Genomic DNA, 20868 nt, shown 5'->3' with positions numbered 1-20868 from the left:
GCCCGAACTCGACATCACCATGACCACAGACGCACATGCCTTCCGCCACCACCTCAACGTGCGCCGAAGCAGCACAGTTCGCCAGCCTGGCCATGATCCACGCCATCATCGGCGCCCGTCAGTCCACCATCAGCATCATCGATGGTAGAGGCGAACCCCTGGACACCAGCGGCAGCGACAACGACTATGGCGACGGCGACGGCACCGTCCTCTCACCGGCACCATTGGACACGATCAACCGATCGACACCAACACCGTCCGCCGCATCATCGACCACCACGGCAGCTTCCAAGCCAACCCCTACGCCCTCAACGAAGTCGAAGAAATCCTGACCACCAACCCCATCCGCCGACGAGCACGAGCGACAATCCCGGTCCAACTCACCGCCCCGACATCGTCCTCATCGGTGACCAGATTCCCATCTCTGCGCAACTCCCGCTCGACGCACGAGACGCCATCCAGATCACCATCGTCAACGAACACCAACGACCAGTCTTCTCGCGCTGCCTGCGCAGCACTGGCGGAATCTTCCACACCAGTGCACCACACTCCCTCCCGGCGGCTACGAAATCCGTGTCACCGGAACCCGCCCCGGATCACCCATCACGCCCGTCGCGATCCCGCTCCTTGTCTGGGACCCCGCAAACGCCGTTGCCTGAGGCACCTGCATGTACTGACCTCTCACGACGGTTGCATGTCGGCGGCAGCGAATGGTTAAGGCTGCCGCGCACGCGGCGACGGACGCCCCTAAGGCCGCGCGTGGTGAGAAGATCATCCACTACGCCAATGGCAAGGGGACCGCCTCTCTTGTACGCGCTGTCGTCAACGGCCTGGAAATGGGTTTCGGAAGGTAACCTGCTCCGTCGAGCGATCCTGGTCCTTCACCAGCGGTGAGGCAACCTGGGTTGCCAACCGGCTCCTGGACCTGGGCCCCGTGGGCGTTCTCGCTGAGTTGCCGCGCCTATAAGGGGCAAGGCAGTCCTTACGGCGTCGACGAGAGTGGCGTCCAGTTGTCCCGAAAAGTTTCCCGTGTTGATTCGGTCATCCTTGACGTACATCAACGCGTTGACGCTAGGTGATTATATGCTCGACTCCAGAATGGTGCACAAGGGTGTCACCTTTCGCCGACGAGCAGGTGTCGCCCGACCGGATCTCCCTCTGACGTGACCCGTTGGGTCAATTCAGGTGCTGTGGCCTTTCGGAACTAATCCACGGTTGTGAGAGCTGAGGCTGAGTGATCATCAGGAGCTCACTGCGCCCGTGTAGTATTTCTTGTCAGTGCGTCGTCTGTCACGCTGCGCGTTGCGATAGGTCATCCACGACCGACTATCTTGCCAACAAGAAGTTCGTGCAAACCATCATAGATGAAGCTCGGTGAATCGCCTGTGAGTGAAGCAAGTGGCTCTCGTGTTCGTGCGCTGTCGCGGATCCTGTACGACCGTGACCCTTTTTCGATGGGTTCGTCCATAAGTGCGCCGGATGACGAGTACGACTCGTTCGCCGTCAAACTGGTCCCGCTTCTCGGTCGCGTTGTGAACATCGAGGAATGTGGTCGAGTTCTAGAATCCCAAGGTATTCACGACGATGGTGTGGTGCGAGAGGTGTGGGCGATGTTCAAGAAGGACGACTAGCTCGCGTCACCACGCGGACGTTGCGTTCAAGTGCTTCCGCATCGTTGAGCTCGTGGTCATCGTGGTTGGTGGAGTTCACCCTGCAGTTGGACCAGGTCTACGAGCGGGGCTTCGAGTTTGGAGATCACCAGGGCGAGTTTGAGCAGCAGGTCTTCTGCTTTCAGTGCGGATTTGGCGATCACCTGCAATGCGCGGCGGGCGGCGTCGGGGGCGCCGGCGACGCTTGCCGCCTCGATCGCGCAGGTGACGAGGGTGCCCGCCAAGTCGGCGAGGATGTCGCGGACTCCTCCGCGGACGGTGTCGACGACGTCCTTCATCCTTGCGGCGGATTCTGAGAGCGCTTGAGCGGTCAACGCCGCACCGGCGGCCTGCTTGATCGTCATTAGGGCACTCGCGCGGTAGGCGTCCGCGGCTTGGCCCTTCCACTGCCGTGTCTCGTCCTGCATCGCCGACAGGTGGACGGTGGCTTTCTCGGCCATCCGCTTGGCGATGTTCTGCCAGGTGTTGGCGTACGCCTCGACCATTCCGGGATGGCCGGTGAGCTGGTGCAGGAGCAGGCGAAGCGGTTCGACGTGCTCGAGCATCCAGCCGACGAGTTGGCCCGCGACGAAACCGATGGGATCCATGATGGCGCCGGTCGTGTCGACGAGCAGACCGAGTGCGCTTGTGACGGCGGACGCCCAATCGCCGTCGCCTACCTGCTCGCACAGCTGCTGGATCGAGTCGATCACAGTGCCGTCGTTGAGCCCGTCGAAGTCGTCGGTGTTGGAGAATTGCCCGGTCGCGATGCCGACGGGGAGCATCGCGGGGTTCACGCTGCTCACGAGAACGGCGACGGTGCTGGTCACCATTTTGTCAGTGCTGTACTGGTTGTGGATGTCGGTGCCTTTGTCGACGAGCGCGTTGTCCGTCGTGGCGTCGTTGCCGATCATCGTCATCAGCGTTCTCCGACCTTCGGGGCCTTGGTCGTCTTGTCGAGCGCGGTCGCAATCTTGCGCATCAGCTCAGCGAGGCGCTCGTCGATCTGTTCGTACGTGTCCGCGCTGGCCGCGAGGTTGGTGGCGTCGTCGCGGAGCACGTCGGTGATGGCGGAGATGGCTTGTGCTCCCCGTTCCTGGGGTCCGCGAAGCATCGCGGGAAGGCCCATTGCCTGGCAGGTCCAGCCGTACGCGTCGTCGAGTGCCGTCACGTGGGCACCTGCCGCGGCAGCCTCAGCTGTTCCGTCGGCCACGCCCCGCACAGTCTCCGCGTGCTGGCGCAGCCTTGCGATGTCGACTTCGATGCTGCTCACTGCGCCTCCGGTCAGCGGTAGACGGATCCACCGAAGTCGGTGTCGTCCGGGTTCGGTGGATGTTGCGTTCGCGATGGCCCAGGCGCGGTCTCTTCAGACTCGAAGCGCATCACCTCGACTACCGCGTCGTCTTCGGCTGGAGGGTCGGGAAAGCGTTCGCGGTACTTCGCGACCAGGTCGTTGCCGGGACCGTCGTCGCCGACCGTCGCCGTGGTCAGGTCGACGACCTCGTCGCGCAGTCGTACGTGGGCACGACGCAACGTCGCCAGCAGCGCGGCCGACATCGTCGCCGTGTCCATGCTGCGGAAGCGCTCGGTGAAGGTGAAGGCGGTCGGCACTCCGGTGGCGTCGACCGCCACTCGAACCCCACCGTCAGGGGACGTCTCGGTGACGCTGGTCCGGTTCAACTGCGCCTGGAGCCGACCGTAGAGCTCCGCTTTGCGCTGGAGGTCATCGGCCAACTTGCGCAGATCACCCGGCATCACCGGTCGTTCCTGGCTGGTCATGGGCTGAACGTACCAGTGCGTGTCACTGAGTGTGTTCGAATTGACTGGATCCGGTGACGCTACGCTCATATCGGAGGTGGGGGACGTGGAGTTGCCTTTCGCGGTGCACGAGGCGGTGCGGGTGGAGTTCGAGGGGCGGTGGGTGCGGGTTCGGCGGTGGTTGGTGGCTGGGTTTCTGGTGCCCGTTGTGGTGGCGGTGGTCGTGGCGGTGGTGGCCTGGAGTGGTGGGGCGGTGGTGGGGTGGTTGGTCTTGGCGGTCGGCTGTGTTGGGGCCGTTGGGTTCGTGTTGGCGCGTGGGTTTTCGCAGCGGTGGGATGTCCCGTTGGTGGGGGTGTTCGGGGTGCCGCAGGTAGTTGGTGCGGGGATGGTGGCCGGGCGCGGGGGTGTGGTGGTGGTGGTGGCCGTGGTGGTTGGGGTGTTGTTGGTGGTGCGGGCGCACGTCGTGCTGGTGGATCCGGTCGGTGGGGTGGTGGCGGGGACCGGGTTGCGGGTGAGGAGTCGGACGCGGGCGGTGCGTGGGGCGAGTTTGGGGTTGTGCCGGGCGTTCGCGGCTGTGGACGGGGAGTGGTTGCGGTGGGAGATGGGGCCGGGGCCTACCGCGGTCGATCTGGTCGGGGGTGCGGTGCCGTTGCGCGAGGTGACCGGGGTGTGGGTGGCGGAGGCGGTCGGGGTGCCCGCGGGGCCGGTGGTGGTCGTGCGGACGGTGCGGGGGTGGGCGCAGGTGTTGGTGGGTGATCCGGTGGGGTTCGCGGCGTTGGTGGACCGGCGGTTGAGGATGGTCGCCGGCATCGGGTGATCCACAGGAAACTGCCGGCTGTTTCGCAGACCGGTCACAGCGTGGTCCGTGACGATGCGTGGCCATGAGACGTGGTCGTCGGCGGTTGAGCCGGGTTTGGGTCGTCAACGGGTTGTTGGTCGTCGTGCTGGTCGGTGGTGGGGTGGCCGGTTACCTGGTGTTCTTCGCTCCGGGGAGCGGGGCGTCGTCGGCCGCGGCGGTGCGGACGGCGGCCGTGCAGGCGCGGGACGTGGCCGAGGTGGTGACGGCGGCGGGGGCGGTGCAGAGCGGGTACTCGGCGGGGGCGTCGTTCGCCGGTAGCGGCACCGTGAACTCGGTCGACGTGAAGGTCGGCGACGTGGTGGTGAAGGGCCAGAAGCTGGCGTCGGTGGACAGCGCCCAGGCCGCGTTGCAGGTGACGATCGCGCAGAACGCGGTGAACCAGGCGTACCAGACGCTGGTGGACGCGCAGGCCAGGGGGACGAGCACGCCGCAGCAGCAGACGGCGCTGGACTCGGCGGTGCTGACGCGGGACGCGGCGAACGAGGCGCTGGCGGCGACGACGTTGACGGCGCCGGGTGACGGCACGGTGACGTCGGTGTCGGGCAAGGTCGGCGACAAGGTCGGTGGTGGGTCGGGGAGCTCGTCGACGGCGTCGACGGGGACCACGACCTCGTCGTCCACGGCGGCGAGCGGGTTCGTGGTGATCACGGACCTGAAGAACTTCGTGCTGCACGCGAACGTGGCCGAGAGCGACGTCAACAAGCTGAAGAACGACCAGAGCGCGGTCGTGACGGTGAACGCGCTGCCGGGCCAGCAGGTGCAGGCCAAGGTGACCGGGGTCGACCTGCTGCCGACCACGTCGAACAACGTGGTGCAGTACGGGGTCGACCTGGCGCTGGCGAACCCGCCCGCGGCGCTGAAGCCGGGGCAGTCGGCGAGCGTGGAGATCACCGTGGCGTCGGCGACGGGTGTGCTCGCGGTGCCGTCGGCGGCCGTGTCGACGCTCGGCGCGGCCAGCACGGTGACGGTGCTGGAGAACGGCGCGCAGACGCGCAAGTCCGTCGAGATCGGTGTGCGCGGTGACCAGTACGTGCAGATCAAGTCCGGGCTCGGCGAGAACGAGCAGGTGGTGCTGCCGCAGGTCGCCACGGGCGGCGGGACGCAGCAGCAGAACGGCACGCGCGCCGGGACCGGCTTTCCCGGCACCGGCAACGGGAACGCCGGGGTCGGCGGCGGTCGGGTCGGTGGCGGCACGGGGACCGGGCCGGGCCGATGAGCGGGCCGGTCATCGAGGTGCGCGACCTGCGCAAGACCTACGGCTCCGGTGACACCGCCGTGCACGCCCTGCGCGGGCTGAACCTCACGGTCGGGCGCGGCGAGTACCTGGCGATCATGGGCGCGTCCGGGTCCGGGAAGTCCACGCTGCTCAACATCCTCGGCTGCCTCGACGTGCCCACGTCCGGCTCGTACCTGCTCGACGGCATCGACACCGCGGAGTTCGACGAGTCCCGGTTGTCGTTGCTGCGCAACAGGAAGATCGGTTTCGTGTTCCAGTCGTTCAACCTCATCCCGCGCACCACCGCGCTCGCGAACGTCGAGCTGCCGCTGGTCTACGCGGGCGTCAAGCGCGCCGAACGGCGGGAACGCGCGCACGCCGCGCTGGAGCTGGTCGGCCTGCTGGATCGGGCGCACCACGCGCCCAACGAGCTGTCCGGCGGCCAGCAGCAGCGCGTCGCGATCGCCCGCGCGCTGGTGACCAGCCCGGCGATGGTGCTGGCCGACGAGCCGACCGGCAACCTGGACACCGCGAGCAGCCGCGAGGTGCTCGGCATCCTGGACCGCCTCAACGCGATCGGCCGCACGGTCGTGCTGATCACGCACGAGGACGAGGTCGCCGAGCACGCGTCGCGCACCGTCCGGGTCGTCGACGGCCAGGTCGCGGAGGTGCTGGTGTGAGGCTCCTCGAGATCGGCGTGTTCGCCGTGCGCGGCGTGACGGCCAACAAGCTGCGGTCCACGCTGACCACGCTCGGCATCCTGATCGGCGTCGCTTCGGTCATCCTGCTGATCGCCGTCGGCAACGGCGCGTCGACCGCGGTGCAGCAGAGCATCGCGGGGCTGGGCACCAACATCCTCACCATCTCGCCCCAGCGCGGGACCCCGCAGTCGGCGAGCTCGGCCAAGCCGCTCACCGTCGCCGACGCCACCGCGCTGGCCGACCGGACCGAGGCACCGGACGTGAAGTCCGCCTCCCCGGTCAGCTCCGTCGCGGCCACGGCGAGCTTCCAGGGCACCAGCTACAGCGTCCCGCAGTTCGTCGGCACGGACCCGGCGTACTTCGAGACCACGAACTCGGCCGTGGCCAACGGGAACCTGTTCACCGCCGACGACGTGCTGCAGGCCCGCAAGGTCGTGGTGCTCGGCGCGACGGTGGCGACCTCGCTGTTCCCGTCGACCGACCCGGTCGGGAACGCGGTGCTGGTCAACAACATCCCGTTCACCGTCATCGGGGTGCTGGCGACCAAGGGCTCCAGCGGGTTGCAGGACAGCGACGACCTCGCGGTGTCGCCGTTGACGACCGTGCAGAACGCGCTCACCGGGTACGGCGGTCTGACGCAGATCGTCGTGCAGGCGACCAGCGCCGACTCGTTGCCCGCCGCGCAGGCCCAGGCGACCACGATCCTCAACGGCCGCCACCGGATCGGCGCCGGGCAGACCGCGGACTACCGGATGCTCAGCCAGGAGCAGCTGCTCACCGCGCGCACAGCGACCACCGACACGTTCACCGTGCTGCTGGCCTCGGTCGCGGCGATCTCGCTGCTCGTCGGCGGCATCGGCATCACGAACATCATGCTGGTCACGGTCACCGAGCGGATCCGCGAGATCGGCATCCGCAAGGCGGTCGGCGCGCCGAAGTCCACGATCCTGGGCCAGTTCCTGCTGGAGGCCACCATGTTGAGCCTCTTCGGCGGTGCCCTCGGCGTGGCGGCGGGGGTGATCGGCAGCCAGTTCACCATCGCGGGCATCAAGCCGGTCGTCGTGCCGTCGTCGGTGCTGCTCGCGTTCGCCGTGTCCGCGCTGATCGGCCTGTTCTTCGGCAGCTACCCGGCCAGCCGGGCCGCCTCGCTGCGCCCCATCGAGGCGCTGCGCCATGAATGACAAGGGAGACGACGTGTCACAACCGACCGACCCGGAGCGCGTGCTCGCGCAGCCGCTGCCGGACGCCGACCTCGACGCCGAGCTGGCCGCCAAGCCGAAGGCGGGCGTCAGCAAGGTGACCCTCGGGCTGGGGATCGGCGTGCTCGTGCTCGCCGCGTTCGGCGGCGGCGTGTGGACGCACTCGGCGTTCGGGTCCACCACGTCCGCGTCCGCACCTGCCGCCGGACGGGCCGGTGGCGGCGGGTTCCGCGGCGGAACGGACGGCGGTACGCCACCCAGCGGCGTACCGGGGAACCGGGGCAACGGCACGGGGTTCGGCCGCGGCACGGTCGGCACCGTCGACCACGTGGACGGCACCACGGTCTACGTGAAGACCCAGGACGGCAAGGTCGTCAAGGTGTCCACTTCGGACTCCACCAAGGTGGAGCTGTCCAAGCAGGGTGCCGTGGCGGACCTCGCCGCGGGCAACCAGGTGGTCGTGGTCGGGCAGGCCGGTGATGACGGGACGGTCGCCGCGCAGACGGTGACCCAGCGGCCCACCACGGGCTGATGGGAGGATCGCGGGATGGCGGAGTCGGGCGAACGCGGCAGGCTGCTCGTCGTCGAGGACGAGTCGAGCATCCGGGAGCTGCTGGCCGCCAGCCTGCGGTTCGCCGGGTTCCAGGTGGACACGGCGGCGACCGGGGCCGAGGCGCTGCGCCACGTGGAGCGCGAGCGCCCGGACCTCATGCTGCTCGACGTGATGCTGCCCGACCGCGACGGGTTCGAGGTGGTGCGGTGGCTGCGGGCGGCCGGGCAGGGCGTGCCGGTGCTGTTCCTGACCGCCCGCGACGCCGCCGACGACAAGGTCACCGGGCTGACCATCGGCGGTGACGACTACGTCACCAAGCCGTTCAGCCTGGAGGAGGTCATCGCCAGGGTGCACGCCGTGCTGCGGCGCACCAGGGCGACTCCGGAGCAGCGGCCGTCCGGCTGGCTCAGCTGCGCGGACCTGGAGCTGGACGTGGACGGCCACCAGGTGCGCAAGGCGGGCAGGCCGGTCGAGCTGTCGCCGACGGAGTTCAAGCTGCTGCACTTCCTGCTGCGCAACGCGGGCCGGGTGCTGTCCAAGGCCCAGATCCTGGACCAGGTGTGGCACTACGACTTCAACGGCGAGGCGAACGTGGTCGAGTCCTACATCTCCTACCTGCGGCGGAAGGTCGACGACGCGGAGCCCCGGCTGATCCACACCGTCCGGGGCTTCGGCTACGTGCTGCGCCGACCGTCCACGTGATCCGCGAGGCCTTCGGGCGGCTGCCGCTGCGCGTGCACCTCGTGCTCGTGCTGGTGCTGCTGGCCGCGGTCGGGCTGCTGGGCACCTGGCTGATCGGGTCGAAGGTCATGGAGAGCTACCTGCTCGGGCAGGTGGACGCGCGGCTGACCAGGATCAGCGCGCTCGCCGAACGCGGTGTCGGCCGCGGGTTCGGGCCGTGGCAGCAGGAGGTCGCGGTGCTGCGCAAGCCCGACGGGTCGTCGGCCGACCTCGTGCAGGTGGCGGGCAAGCGCCCGGACCTGCCGCCGGTCGGCGACATCGCGCCGGGCGCGCACGTCACCGTCGGCTCGGTCGGCGACTCCGGCACGCGGTGGCGGGTGGTGGTCCGGCAGGTCGACGGCGGCGAGCTGGTCGTGGCGACCAGCCAGGTCGACGTGGACAACGCGGTGGACGACCTGCGCCGGACGTTCCTGCTGATCAGCATCGGCGCCCTGGTGCTGATGGCGGCCGCCGGGTACGCGCTGGTGCGCGGCAGCATGCGGCCGTTGGAGGAGGTCGAGGCGACGGCGGAGAGGATCGCCACCGGCGAGCTGTCGCTGCGCGTCCCGGTCCGCAGGCCGGGCAGCGAGGTGGGCAGGCTGGCGACCGCGCTGAACGCGATGCTGGGCCAGATCGAGCAGGCGTTCCACGCCAGGGCCAGCTCCGAGGAGGCGGCGAAGAGCTCGGAGCGGCGGATGCGGCAGTTCGTCGCGGACGCGAGCCACGAGCTGCGCACCCCGTTGACGTCGATCCGCGGTTACGCCGAGCTGTACCGGCAGGGCGCGGTGACCGAGCCGGACGACGTGGCGGCCGTGCTGCGCCGGATCGAGGACCAGGCGTCGCGGATGGGCCTGCTGGTCGAGGACCTGCTGCTGCTGGCCAGGCTGGACCAGCAGCGGCCGCTGGAACGGGCGCGCGTCGACCTCGCGGTGCTGGCGGTCGACGCCGTGCACGACGCCAAGGTCATCGCGCCGGACCGGCCGATCGCGCTGAGCCTCGACCTGCCCTCCGGCGGGGCGTCGGTCCTGGGCGACGAGACGCGGCTGCGCCAGGTGGTCGCGAACCTGGTCGGCAACGCGCTCACCCACACCCCCGACGACGTGCCGGTCGAGGTGCGGCTGGGCACCGCGCTCGTCGAGGGCGTCCCGGCGGCCCGGCTGGAGGTCGCCGACCAGGGGCCCGGTCTGACGGACGAGCAGCGCGAGCGGATCTTCGAGCGCTTCTACCGGGCCGACGCCGCGCGCAGCCGGGAGAACGGCGGCACGGGGCTGGGCCTCGCGATCGTGTCCGCGCTGGTGGCCGCGCACGGCGGCCGGGTCGAGCTGGACACCGCGCCGGGACGGGGTGCGGTGTTCCGCGTGCTGCTCCCGCTCGTCGTCGAGGATTGACCACACCATTTCCTTTCGGGGAACGGGAACGGCGTGGATGAATTCACTACCCGATTTCCGGACGTCGAACCGCGCAATCCGGCGGAACCGATGAAGGTCCCCCTGGCGGGTGAAAGAACAGCGGGACCACGAAGCGACCGCTTGACACCTCCACGGGTGATTGCCACGTTGAGGCGGAAAGGCACTTGTCGCATCGACAAAGGGGAACGATGAAGTTCGCATCCGGATTGACCGCTGCCGTCCTCGGGTTCACCCTGCTGTCGGCGCCCGCCGCGACAGCGGTACCCGCGGTCGGCACGCAGGCGTCCGCGCAGGTGGAAGTCCTTGCGGTATCCCGGCAGGAGCTGATCGACCGGGCGAAGACCTGGCACCCGCACACCGAGCAGCGCGTGCCCTACAGCCAGTCGGCCACGCACGGCGGATATCGCACCGACTGTTCCGGCTACGTCTCGATGGCGGCGAAACTGCCCGCTCCCGGACCGAATACCGTCGGTCTCGCGTCGTCGAAGTACAGCACCCCCATCAACAAGAACGACATGCAGATGGGTGATCTGTTCATCGACGCGGACGGCACCTCGGACACCCGCCACGTCGTCATCTTCGAGAAGTGGGCAAACGCGCAGCACTCGTCGTACTGGGCCTACGAGCAGCGCGGTGGTTACGGCACCGACTACCGCACGCGCGACTACGGCCTGACCAGCACCCAGTACAAGCCGTACCGGCTCAAGGGCATCACCGGCTGACGTCGGGGACCGGGGGATCGCGGCGGAACCTGTCCACCGGACAGGTTCCGCCGTTCACCTGCCCGTTCCTGGTGCGCGATTGGTCCGGACCTTACTGTCGGGTGGCCTCCCGCCCGTGGAACAGATGGGGTCCTGATGCGCGCGCTGACGATCGGCCTGGCGGCCGTGCTGCTCACCGGCGTGGCGGTGGCGCCGCCCGCCGCGGCCAAGGGGCCCAAGGCGGTCGAGGACGTCGTCCGCTTCGTGGACCCGCTGATCGGGTCGGCCAACGGCGGCAACACCTACCCCGGCGCCGTCCGCCCGTTCGGGATGATCTCGTGGAGCCCCACCAGCACGCGCGGCGACCAGACCAACACCGGCGCCGCCAACGGGTACGCCTACGACGCGACGCGGGTGCGCGGCTTCGGCCTCACCCACGTCAACGGCGCGGGCTGCCACCCCGGCGCGGCCGGCGACGTGCCGATCATGCCGTTCGTCGGCGACGTCACCTCCTCGCCCACCGCGGACGTGCGCGACGAGGTGTACGCGAGCGACTTCCGGCACGAGGACGAGTCCGCGACACCCGGCCGGTACCGGGTGGCGCTCGCGTCCGGCGCGTCGGCGGACCTCGCCGTGACGACCCGCGCGGGCATCGGCGACTTCGCGTTCCCCAAGGGCGCCAAGGGTTCCCTGCTGTTCCGGGTGTCGAACTCGTTGAACGGCAGCGAGGACGCCGAGGTCACCATCGACCCGGCCGCCCGCACGGTGTCCGGCTCGGTGCTCACCGGCGCGTTCTGCGGCAGGCGCGCCAACGGCGGCGCGAACAACAAGAAGACCTACTACCGCCTGTACTTCACGGCGTCCTTCGACCGCGCGTTCGCCGCCAACGGCACGTGGGTCGACGGCGCGCTGAACGCCGGCGCCACCAGCGCGCACGGCGGCGAGGGCTACGAGACCGGGGCGGCGCGCGCGGGCCGCGGGTCCGGCGGGTACGTCACGTTCGACACCGCGTCCGACGACGACGTGCGCGTGCGGGTCGGGATCTCCTACACCAGCGCCGACGCGGCGAAGCGCAACCTGGCCAAGGAGATCGGGGCCGGGGACGACGTCGACTCCGTCGCCGCGGACGCCGGCGGGAGTGGGAGGGGAAGCTGCGCGACGTCGAGGTCGCCGGCGGTTCCGACGACCAGCTCAAGACCTTCTACACCGCCGTGTACCACACCTTCCTGCAGCCCAACGTGTCCAGCGACGTCGACGGCACCTACCTCGGCGGCGACCGGCTGGTGCACCGCCTCGAACGCGGGCAGCGGGCGCAGTACGGCAACTTCTCCGGCTGGGACCAGTACCGCGCGCACACCCAGCTGCTGGCGCTGCTCGAACCCCGCGTCGCGAGCGACTACGCCCAGTCCCTGCTGAACCTCGCGACCCAGCACGGCGGCGTGTGGGACCGCTGGGTGCACGTGAACGGGCCGACGCACGTCATGACCGGCGACCCGTCGGCACCCGCGCTCGCGGGCATGTACGCCATGGGGGCCAAGGACTTCGACGTGCGCGCGGCGTTCGACTCGCTGGTGCGGCAGGCCACCACGCCGCACCCGGACGGGCTGTCCGACAAGGGGTGCCCCGGCCAGTGCGAGGGGCAGCGGCCGAACCTCGCCGAGTACCTGCGGCTCGGTTACGCGCCGCAGGACACCTGCCACTGCTGGGGTGGCGCGGCGGAGACGCTGGAGGACTCGACCGCGGACTTCGCGCTCGCCGACTGGGCGGGCAGGCTCGGCCGCGACGACGTCCGGTCCGCGCTGCTGCCGCGGGCCTCCTGGTGGCGCAACACGTTCGACCCGTCCGCGGCCGGAGGCGGTTACCAGCAGGCCAGGAACGCCGACGGCACGTGGGTGTGGCCGTTCTCGCCGTCGTCGGACCTCGGGTTCGCGCAGGGCAGCAGCGCCACCTACACGTGGATGGTGCAGCACGACGTGTCCGGCCTGGCCGCCGCGATGGGCGGCAAGGGCCAGGCCGCGGCGCGGTTGGACGACTTCTTCCACCGCCCCGACGGCTCGTGGGCGACCGGCGGCGACGCGCTGCGCTACGACCCGACCAACGAGCCCGGCATCCACATCCCGTGGCTGTACAACGCCTTGGGCCAGCCGTGGAAGACGCAGCAGACCGTGCGCGCGATGGCGTCGCTGGTCTACCGCACCGGCCCCGCGGGCCTGCCCGGCAACGACGACCTCGGCACGATGTCCGCGTGGTACGTGTTCGCCGCACTGGGCGTCTACCCGCAGACGCCCAGCCGCGCCGAGCTCCTGCTGTCCAGCCCGGTGTTCCCCAAGGCGTGGATCAACCGCGAGGGCGGCAAGGACATCACCATCACCGCGCCGAACGCCTCGCCGGACAACGTCTACGTGCGGGGCGCGCGGCTCGACGGCAGGCCGCAGACCAGGTCGTGGCTGTCGGAGGAGGTCGTCGAGCGGGGCGGTGACCTCGTTGTGGATGTCGGCCCCACCCCGAACACGGCGTGGGGCGCCACCGACCTGCCGGTCGACCACGTGCCCACCGCGGGGGACCCGGTGCCGAACCTGCCGCCCGCGTGCACCCCGTCCGGAACGTCGTGCGCGCACGACCTGCGGGCGCAGTCCGATGTGGACGGTGTGGCGACGGCGGACGCCAAGCAGCAGGGGAACCTGGACGGCAAGGGGTGGAGCCTCCCGGCCGAGCAGCTGCCCGCGCCAGGGGTGCGATCTGTCGCGGGGGTGGACTACCTGGTGCCCGAGACCGCGGGGACGACGCGCAACTTCGCGACCCTGCGGGGCCAGCGCACGTACCTGACGCCGGGGCGGTACGCGAAGCTGGACCTGCTGGCGACAGCGGTGAACGGGGACCAGCAGGCGGACGTGACGGTCTCCTACAGCGACGGCACCACGTCCACGGCGACGCTGGCCGTCACGGACTGGGCGGCGGCCGGGCCGAAGTTCGGCGAGGACGCCGCGGTCACCGCGACCACCCGGTACAACGTGAACGGGACCGCGGACGGGCGGACCGTGCGCCTGTGGCACGTGGCCGTCCCGCTCGACGCCGGTCGCACGGCCATGTCCTTGACGAGCACCGCCAACCAGAACCTGAAGGTGTTCGCGCTGAGCGCAGGCTAGGCCTGTGGGCACGACGACGGGCGCACCCGTCGTCGTGCCCACGCTCGTGCCGTCGAACGCGGTCCGCCAGTGCGTGCTCGTCGACGGAGCGCCACCCGGTTACGAGCGGACGGCGTCCGCCGCGAGGATCTTGCCGTGCTCGCGCGCGCTCTCCTCGGCACTCGCCCGGAGGTCCTTCGCGAGGTCCCGCAACGACTCCATGGCGGGCGTGGTCTCCGCGAGGGTCAGCTCCGACTCGATCACCCGCAGGTCCATCTCCCACACGTCGGCGAGGATGCGCCGCATCCAGCCGGTCGCGTGGTCCCAGCCCGCGCGCGGGGTGCCCTCGCCGTAACCGCCGCCGCGCACCGTCACCAGCACGGCGGGCTTGCCCTTGGTCGCCGGCGTGGCGCCCGGCGCCATGCGCGGGTCGGTGATGACCAGGTCGACCCAGGTCTTGAAGTGCTGCGACACGCCGAAGTTGTACAGCGGCACGGCGAAGAGCAGCGCGTCGGCGTCGACCAGGCCGTCGACCTCCGCGGTGGCCAGCGCGATGGCCTCGCGCTGCTCGTCGGTGCGGTCCGCCTCGGGGGTGTAGCCGGCGAACGCGGCGGTGCCCCACGCCGTCGCCGGGACGGGGTCGACGCCGATGTGGCGGGTGACGACGGGGGAGTGCGGGTGGGCCGTGCGCCACTCCTGCTCGACGATGTCGGCGATCGCGCGGCTGTGCGAGCCCTCGACGCGGATGCTCGCGTCCAGGCGGAAGAGCGACATGGTGACTCCAGTGGTTCCTAGTAGGTAGCGAACTGCGAGCAGATACGAGTTAGCTAGTCACTAGGAATATACAAGTACCAAGGCGGGTGCGAGCGGGGAGGTACTATGGCGTGCGTGACACCTCCCGAGTCGGACACCGCCGTCGAGGGGCATGACCTGCGCGTATGCGACGTCCAGCTGCGGCGTGCCTTCGGTTTCCTCGGCAAGCGGTGGAACGGCGTCATCCTGGCCACGATGGGCGCGCGCGGGTCGATCGGGTTCGCTGACCTGAAGCGCGCGGTCGACGGGATCACCGACTCGATGCTGTCGGACCGGCTGACCGAACTGGCCAAGATCGGGCTGATCCGGCGGTCCGTCACGAACGCGAAACCGCCCGCGGTGAGCTACGCGCTGACCGCCGAGGGCGTGCGGTTGCTACCGGTGTTCGACCAGCTCGCGAGGTGGGCCGCGGAGAACCTGGCCGAGCCGTGCTCCGGGGTGGAGTAGGGCGCAGGCGGGGATTGGTTTCGCTAGCGGGAGCTTGTTGGTGAGGGTGGCTGCCGGCGAGGGTGAGGGCACCGTCGCCGGTGGGGTGGGGACGGCCTCGGTTGGGTGGCCTGGCTGGGTGTTTGTCGGTGGGGTTGGTCGGCGGCGGTGCCTGCTGGCGGAGTGGTCGCCTGCGGGGATGGTTGGCCTGCGGGCCAGGTGTTCCCCGGATCTGAAGACCTGGTGCGCGCGGTGGTGAGGGCGCCTGCCAGTGGGGTGGTCGTCTGCGAGAGCCGGCCGGGAATCGGGCACAGACGCGCACGGCGTTGAGTGCCGGGGGAGTGGTCGTCGGCGGGGGTGGTCACGGTGGACCAGGTGTCCCCCGGAAATCAGGACCCCCCGACGCACACGCTACGGGTGGGGTACGACATTTTTCGGAATGCGGCTGGCGGGGGCCGTGGGTTCGGCTGGGGCGGGCGTCCGGACCTGCCCGTCCGGACGCCCGCCCCAGCCGGGTTGTTCGCCCTGGTCTGGTGGGGTGAGGTTGGCGGTCTGGTCGGGAGTGGGGCCTTGGGCGAGCGTTGGTGCTCGTTCGGTGGGCCCCGCGAGCCGAGCCGGCCGACCTGGGCTGGGTGGAGGCGGGGGGTGGGGCTAGATGTCGGCGCGGCCGTCGGCCAGCCATTCGAGCTCGGTGGTCCACTCGAGCTCGGTGACGTCGACGAGGCTGGGTTCCTGGCCGAGGGGCATGACGTCCTCGGTGTAGCGCAGGAAGTGCTCGACCCAGGTGACGGACAGCCGCAGCGTGATGTCCTTCGCGGGCGAGTCCAGCTCCAGGCTCGTGACGAGGCCGTGGCGGACGCGGACGTCGCCGATGCCGCCGCCCTCGATGAGCAGCTCGCGGGCGAACACCCACGTGTCGGCCTCACCGGACTCGTCGTCGTGGACGAGCATGGTGATCGCGTACGGGTCGGTCGTGTTCCAGCTCAGCGAGACGAGCGAACCCGACCGCGACTCGGCCACACCGGTGTCGTCGCCACCGCGCACGGTGATGGCGGTCTTGGTGGTGGTCCCGGTGACGCAGTGGCGGTTGTCGATGCCGAACCGGCACAGCCACTGGTGAGCGTCGCCTTCACGGTGCTGGTACGCGTGAGGGTCGTCGATCATGGGAGTCGTCCTTCCAGCACGGGGCAGCGAGCCGTTCTACGACTAAGAAGACGCGTCAGGTTCCTCCAGGATGCGCCCCGTGATCTAAATGCGACCTAAGATAGGGGTATTAGGGGGTCGGCTGGGGTGCGCTCGGAGCCGCTGCGCAGCTGGTGAGCTGCTGTTTCACCACATTCTCACGATTTGGTCGCCCGGCCGCGGTCCGGCGTCGAAAACATTGTGGGACGGACATTCAGGACCGCGGGTGGGCCAGCTGCTCGTTCATGATGACGAACGCCCCGAGCCCGTGGAAGTCGTCGGTGGCCCGCGGCCGGTCGAGGTAGTACCGCTCGTTACCGACGTTCGTGCCGACGCCGACCTCGTCCACGTGCGCCCGCCCGTCGGCCCCGACCGACGTCCTGGCGAGCACGCCCCGGTAGCCCCGCTCGGCCACCGGCAGGTAGCTCGCGGGCAGGTAGCCGCGCTGGACGGCCCGCGAGACCGTGAACGCGAACATGCTGGAGCACGACGTCTCGGTCCAGTTGCCCGCGAGCCCCGGCTTGGTGGGCAGCTGGAACCAGCGGCCGGTCGCCGGGTCCTGCCAGCGCTGGAACCCGGACGCCAGGTGCTCGACGATGCCCACCAGCGCGGCCCGGTTCGGGTGGTCGCGCGGCAGCACCTCCAGCACGTCCACGGTCGCCATGCCGAACCAGCCGACGGCCCGGCACCACACCTCCGGCGACAGGCCCGTGGTCGGGTTCGCCCAGCCCTGCTTCCGCGTCTCGTCGTAGGCGTGGAACAGCATGCCGTCCGGCGACCTCAGGTGGCCGAAGTAGGTGACGAGCTGCCGGGTCGCCTCGTCGAAGGCGTAGGCGCTGTCACCGACCTGCGCGCCGTAGCGGGCCAGGAACGGCTGGGCCATGAACGCGCCGTCGGACCACAGCTGCCCGGTGAACGAGACGTTGTGCAGGAACCCGCCGTCGGTGGTGCGCGGGTAGGTGGTCAGCCGCTGCCGGATCCTGGTGGCCGCCAGGGTGTAGCGCTGCTCGCCGGTCTTGGCCGCCAGCGCCAGGAACACGTTGCCCGCGAGCATGCTGTCGAGGTTGTCGTAGGAGCTGCCGGTGCCGCCGTCGGCCGCGACGTGCGCGTCGCCCCACGCCTTGAGGTAGTCCAGGTAACGGGGGTCGCCGGTGCGGTCGTGCACGAGGTGGGTGCCGTAGAGGAACAGCGCGTCGGTGTAGCCGAGCCCGAGCGACGCCGCGGGCCGCCGGGCGATGGTGGCGTCGACGACCGCCGTGGACCAGTCGGCGGGCGCCGGGGCGGCGACGCCGTTGTCGACGACCAGGGAGTCGAGGTTCGGACCGCCGTCCGCGGTGGTGGAGACGGCGCGGATCGTGTTGCGGCCCTTGACGAGCGCCGCCGTCGTGCGCCGGGTGGCCCACGTCGTCCACGCGCCGGTGCCGGGGAACGGCAGCGCGGCGGTGACCACGGTGCCGTTCACCTCGATCCTCAGTGGACGGTCGACCGCGGTCCCGTTGGCGTAGCGCAGGACCAGGTCGTGGTTCCCGGCGACCGCCGCGTCCACGGCGAACGCGACCGAGCTACCGGAGGTGTTGTCGAAGTTGACGAACGCGGACCCGGTGAACCCGACGTGGTTCGACTCGACCACGGCCATCGACCGCGTCGCCTGCTCGGCCTCGTACCTGGTGGTCGCGGCCGCCGCGGGCGCGACCACCAGCGCCGTCGACGCGAGCGCGGCGACCAGTGCGGTGGTCAGGCGCACGTCACCCTCGCCTCGGTCCAGTCGGCGTGGTCGAAGTTCTTGCCGTCACCCGCGTCGGTCACCCGCAGGGCGAGCATCCGCACACCGGTGGTGTCCACCGAGATCGCGCGGGCCGCGCCCTTCGCCCGGACGGCGCCGCTGTCGAACAGCACCCGGCCGTCGCCGACCACCTGGAACACCACGGATCCCGTCTCCGTGGTCTCGTCGTCCAGCCCTATGCCCGCGGTGAACCGGGAGCACCTGCGCCCGGTGTAGACCGACACCTCGGACGTGGCGTGCACGCCCAGGCCCTTGGCGTAGGCGACCCCGCCGACGCGCAGCGGGTTGCCGTCGCCGCCGGTGTTCTCGTTGTTGGAGCGGTCGCGCTCCACCGGGCCCCAGCCGTTCTCCTCCCCGATGAACTGCAGGTCGCTCACGTACGGCGTCCCGGACGGCACGTCCGGCGGCACGAACACCCGCACCGCCTTCTCGACGTGCACCCGCTCGCCGTTGAACTCGGCGTAGACCGGCACGTCGGTGTACCCGCTCGGGCTGCTGTCGCCGACCCGCACGGTCCAGCGGCCGGTCATCGTCTCGCCGGGCGCCAGCATCCCGCGGCGCACCGGGAGGCCGGTCACCGTCCAGCCCGCCGGGGCGGTGGTGGTGAGCACCACGTCGGTCAGCGCGCTGCTGCCGGTGGCGGTGAACGAGCCGGTCACCTCGAACGACGTGCCCCTGGCGGCGTCGAGCTCCTGCGCGGGCGTGATCGCCAGCGAGGTCGTGGGGACCTGCTTGACCGGCTCGTCGCAGGTGGTCCGGCCGGTCTGGGCCGGGCAGATGACCGCGGCGAACCCGCCGTTGCGCGGCACGGCGACCGACAGCACGTCGGTCGACCGGCGCACCGAGCTGTCGCGGACCACGTCGCCGCGGGCGGACGACGTGGTGTCGCGGACGACCTCGACCAGCCAGTCACCGCTGCCGAGGAAGCTCAACGGGGCGCTGAGGGTGCGGGCGTCGCCGGAGGCGATGGCGCCGAGGAACCAGCGGGTCCCGGCGCGGCGGGCGATGGTCGCGCCACTGCTGGGGTGTCCGCCGACCAGCCTGGTCTCGTCCCACACCGTCGGCACCTGGTCGAGGAACCGCAACGCCTGCGGGCGCGCCTCGTAGGCCTCGGGCTTGTCCGCGAAGTGCGTCCAGCCCGACTCGTAGACCACCGGCAGCGCCACCTCGTGCGCGACGGACGCCTCCTTCGGGCCGACGTCGAGCGACACCGGGGTGTAGTCCATCGAGCCGACCACGTTGCGGGTGAACGCCTGCACCGGGTTGTTCGCCGCGGGCGGCTGGTTCTCCGCGCCCCGCACGGCCTCCATGCTCATCACGTGCGGCCACGTCCGCGCCAGGCCGTGCGGGATGGTCGAGCCGTGGAAGTTCACCATCAGGTGCAGCTCGGCGGTCTTCGCCAGCACCGCGTCGTACCACTGGTAGCGCTCGCGCGAGTCGGACTCCATGAAGTCCAGCTTCACGCCCTTCACGCCCCAGTCCCGGATCCGCGGCAGGGTGGTGTCGCGCTCGGCGGCCGTGTCGAGGTTGCTCCAGTGCAGCCACAGCAGGATGTCGACGCCCTTGGCGCGGGCGTAGCGGACCAGCTCCGGCACCCAGCTCGCGCTCCAGCCCTCGTCGACCAGCACGTACGGCCACCCGTTGCGGGCGGCGAAGTCGACGTAGGCCTTCTGCCGCTCGAAGTTGCCGGGGCTCGAGTTCTCGCTCAGCCACGACCACGCGACCTTGCCCGGCTTGACCCACGACGTGTCGGAGATCTTCGAGGGCGGCGCGAGGTCGTCGACGAGCGTGGACGCGGTGACCGTCGCCAGGTCCCCGATGACCGCCGTCCGCCACGGCGTCCGCAGCTCGCCCGTCGCGGTGACCTGCTCGTCGGCGAGCACCACCTGGTAGGTGCCGGAACCCGCGGTGTGCCGGAGCTTCGAGCCGGGATAGCGGCCGTCCACATCGGACTCGGACAGCAGCACGAAGTCCTCGCCGCTCTGGAACAGCGACGGGTTGCCGTAGTCGCCCGCCGCCGCGCCGCCCGCCGTGGTCTGCACCCGGTTCGCCTCGTACCAGGCGTTGTAGGGCAGCAGCCAGGCCGACGCGCCGGTCGGCACCGTGAACGCAGACGCCTCACCGGTCACCGTGACCGGCCCCGGCACGACGTACCGGTAGGCGACCCCGTCCGGCGCGACCCGCACCACGAGGTCCACCCGCGCGCCCGCGGCCGTCGCGAACGCCAGCCTTGCCTCGGTGCCGCTCACGGTGCGGTTGCGCCGTTTGCCGGTCGTCATCGCGTACTGCTCGGAGACCGTCCGGTCCGCCCGGCTGACGAACCGCAGCCCCCGGCTCAGGTCGGCCCCGGTCGTGCGCAGGCCGACCGGGGCGGGCGCGAGCACCGCCCGCCCGTTCCGGGTCGCCCCCAGGGACAGGGTGCCCGTGGTCTGGTCGAGCGCCACGGTGGCGGTCAGCGACGGACCGGACACCACCCACCGATCGGCGGGTTGCGCTTGTGCTGCGACCGGTGTCAGCGCGCCGGAGGCCAGCAGGACCCCCGTGACGGCTAGCGACCACTTCGATCGACGGGACGGTGACGGCATTGTCAGTCCTCCGGACGCACCTCGGCAGGGATGGTGGGAGCGCTCCCTTGATCGTGTGTCGCGGCCCGGTGCCGGTCAAGATCGCCGATGCTTATTACCAGGACAGCTTTTGTCCGGCCGAATCCGCCTCCGGCGGTTGACGTTCCATGATCAGTGCGGTATTAAGGGCGTCCACTGTGGACGTCCACA

19 protein-coding genes and 1 pseudogene are annotated in these 20868 nt (G+C 70.3%); 13 read left to right on the top strand and 7 right to left on the bottom strand.

What is annotated here, in order from left to right:
* Positions 1-35: 35 nt before the first annotated feature.
* On the top strand, positions 36-332 hold the full coding sequence (locus CLV43_RS47475) for a hypothetical protein (protein WP_146175152.1): 297 nt from the start codon (positions 36-38) through the stop codon (positions 330-332).
* 1032 nt (positions 333-1364) lie between these two features.
* A complete protein-coding gene (locus CLV43_RS47470; RefSeq protein ID WP_146175151.1) occupies positions 1365-1631 on the top strand; it encodes a hypothetical protein in 267 nt (88 codons plus the stop codon).
* 56 nt (positions 1632-1687) lie between these two features.
* On the opposite strand, the gene CLV43_RS44355 is transcribed toward CLV43_RS47470, so the two are convergent.
* Genes CLV43_RS44355 through CLV43_RS44345 form a run of 3 tightly spaced genes read right to left on the bottom strand, consistent with a single transcriptional unit; the run spans position 1688 to position 3428 of the window.
* Positions 1688-2569 (bottom strand): hypothetical protein, encoded by an 882-nt coding sequence (locus CLV43_RS44355; protein ID WP_106196567.1) that lies wholly within the window; start codon positions 2567-2569, stop codon positions 1688-1690.
* Positions 2569-2922: a type VII secretion target gene (locus CLV43_RS44350; RefSeq protein WP_170156288.1), complete on the bottom strand. Its 354-nt coding sequence runs from the start codon at positions 2920-2922 to the stop codon at positions 2569-2571. Before CLV43_RS44350 ends, CLV43_RS44355 begins: the two co-directional genes overlap by 1 nt.
* An 11-nt stretch (positions 2923-2933) precedes the next feature.
* Positions 2934-3428 (bottom strand): YbaB/EbfC family nucleoid-associated protein, encoded by a 495-nt coding sequence (locus CLV43_RS44345; protein WP_106196565.1) that lies wholly within the window; start codon positions 3426-3428, stop codon positions 2934-2936.
* A 340-nt stretch (positions 3429-3768) separates the two neighbouring features.
* On the opposite strand from CLV43_RS44345, the gene CLV43_RS47465 reads away from it, so the two are divergent.
* The 10 genes and pseudogenes from CLV43_RS47465 (at position 3769) to CLV43_RS44300 (ending at position 13911) form a co-directional block, all read left to right on the top strand.
* A complete protein-coding gene (locus CLV43_RS47465) occupies positions 3769-4224 on the top strand; it encodes a hypothetical protein (RefSeq protein ID WP_170156287.1) in 456 nt (151 codons plus the stop codon).
* Between the two features lie 85 nt (positions 4225-4309).
* Complete coding sequence (locus CLV43_RS44335) at positions 4310-5482, top strand: efflux RND transporter periplasmic adaptor subunit (protein WP_245887488.1); 1173 nt, start codon at positions 4310-4312, stop codon at positions 5480-5482.
* Positions 5479-6162 carry an ABC transporter ATP-binding protein gene (locus CLV43_RS44330; protein ID WP_106196562.1) on the top strand — a complete coding sequence of 228 codons (684 nt, stop codon included), beginning with the start codon at positions 5479-5481 and terminating at the stop codon, positions 6160-6162. The genes CLV43_RS44335 and CLV43_RS44330 overlap by 4 nt, the downstream gene beginning before the upstream one ends.
* On the top strand, positions 6159-7364 hold the full coding sequence (locus tag CLV43_RS44325) for an ABC transporter permease (protein ID WP_106196561.1): 1206 nt from the start codon (positions 6159-6161) through the stop codon (positions 7362-7364). Before CLV43_RS44330 ends, CLV43_RS44325 begins: the two co-directional genes overlap by 4 nt.
* 13 nt (positions 7365-7377) lie before the next feature.
* A complete protein-coding gene (locus CLV43_RS44320) occupies positions 7378-7914 on the top strand; it encodes a hypothetical protein (protein ID WP_245887487.1) in 537 nt (178 codons plus the stop codon).
* Between the two features lie 15 nt (positions 7915-7929).
* Positions 7930-8637 (top strand): response regulator transcription factor, encoded by a 708-nt coding sequence (locus CLV43_RS44315; protein WP_106196559.1) that lies wholly within the window; start codon positions 7930-7932, stop codon positions 8635-8637.
* A complete protein-coding gene (locus tag CLV43_RS44310) occupies positions 8634-10043 on the top strand; it encodes a sensor histidine kinase (protein WP_211304856.1) in 1410 nt (469 codons plus the stop codon). The genes CLV43_RS44315 and CLV43_RS44310 overlap by 4 nt, the downstream gene beginning before the upstream one ends.
* Positions 10044-10252: 209 nt before the next feature.
* Positions 10253-10786, top strand: a complete 534-nt coding sequence (locus tag CLV43_RS44305) for a hypothetical protein (protein WP_106196558.1) — start codon at positions 10253-10255, stop codon at positions 10784-10786.
* A gap of 135 nt (positions 10787-10921) precedes the next feature.
* Positions 10922-11752, top strand: a pseudogene (locus tag CLV43_RS49880) (GH92 family glycosyl hydrolase); the annotation flags it as partial.
* On the top strand, positions 11659-13911 hold the full coding sequence (locus CLV43_RS44300) for a glycoside hydrolase family 92 protein (RefSeq protein ID WP_245887486.1): 2253 nt from the start codon (positions 11659-11661) through the stop codon (positions 13909-13911). The pseudogene CLV43_RS49880 and the gene CLV43_RS44300, both read left to right, overlap by 94 nt.
* A 99-nt stretch (positions 13912-14010) precedes the next feature.
* On the opposite strand, the gene CLV43_RS44295 is transcribed toward CLV43_RS44300, so the two are convergent.
* A complete protein-coding gene (locus tag CLV43_RS44295) occupies positions 14011-14664 on the bottom strand; it encodes an FMN-dependent NADH-azoreductase (RefSeq protein ID WP_106196557.1) in 654 nt (217 codons plus the stop codon).
* Positions 14665-14778: 114 nt separating this feature from the next.
* On the opposite strand from CLV43_RS44295, the gene CLV43_RS44290 reads away from it, so the two are divergent.
* Entirely contained in the window at positions 14779-15150 is a 372-nt protein-coding gene (locus CLV43_RS44290; protein ID WP_245887485.1) for a winged helix-turn-helix transcriptional regulator, read from the top strand.
* A gap of 630 nt (positions 15151-15780) precedes the next feature.
* On the opposite strand, the gene CLV43_RS44285 is transcribed toward CLV43_RS44290, so the two are convergent.
* The 3 genes from CLV43_RS44285 to CLV43_RS44275 form a co-directional block, all read right to left on the bottom strand.
* The gene (locus CLV43_RS44285; protein WP_106196555.1) at positions 15781-16293 is read right to left on the bottom strand and encodes an SsgA family sporulation/cell division regulator; all 513 of its coding nucleotides are present in this window, start codon (positions 16291-16293) and stop codon (positions 15781-15783) included.
* A 232-nt stretch (positions 16294-16525) separates the two neighbouring features.
* Entirely contained in the window at positions 16526-18055 is a 1530-nt protein-coding gene (locus CLV43_RS44280; protein WP_106196554.1) for a glycoside hydrolase family 88 protein, read from the bottom strand.
* Complete coding sequence (locus CLV43_RS44275; RefSeq protein WP_245887484.1) at positions 18046-20565, bottom strand: NPCBM/NEW2 domain-containing protein; 2520 nt, start codon at positions 20563-20565, stop codon at positions 18046-18048. Before CLV43_RS44275 ends, CLV43_RS44280 begins: the two co-directional genes overlap by 10 nt.
* Between the last annotated feature and the right edge of the window lie 303 nt (positions 20566-20868).

Source organism: Umezawaea tangerina (assembly GCF_003002815.1).
Taxonomy (GTDB): domain Bacteria; phylum Actinomycetota; class Actinomycetes; order Mycobacteriales; family Pseudonocardiaceae; genus Umezawaea; species Umezawaea tangerina.
This window is presented reverse-complemented; position numbering and strand designations above follow the sequence as displayed.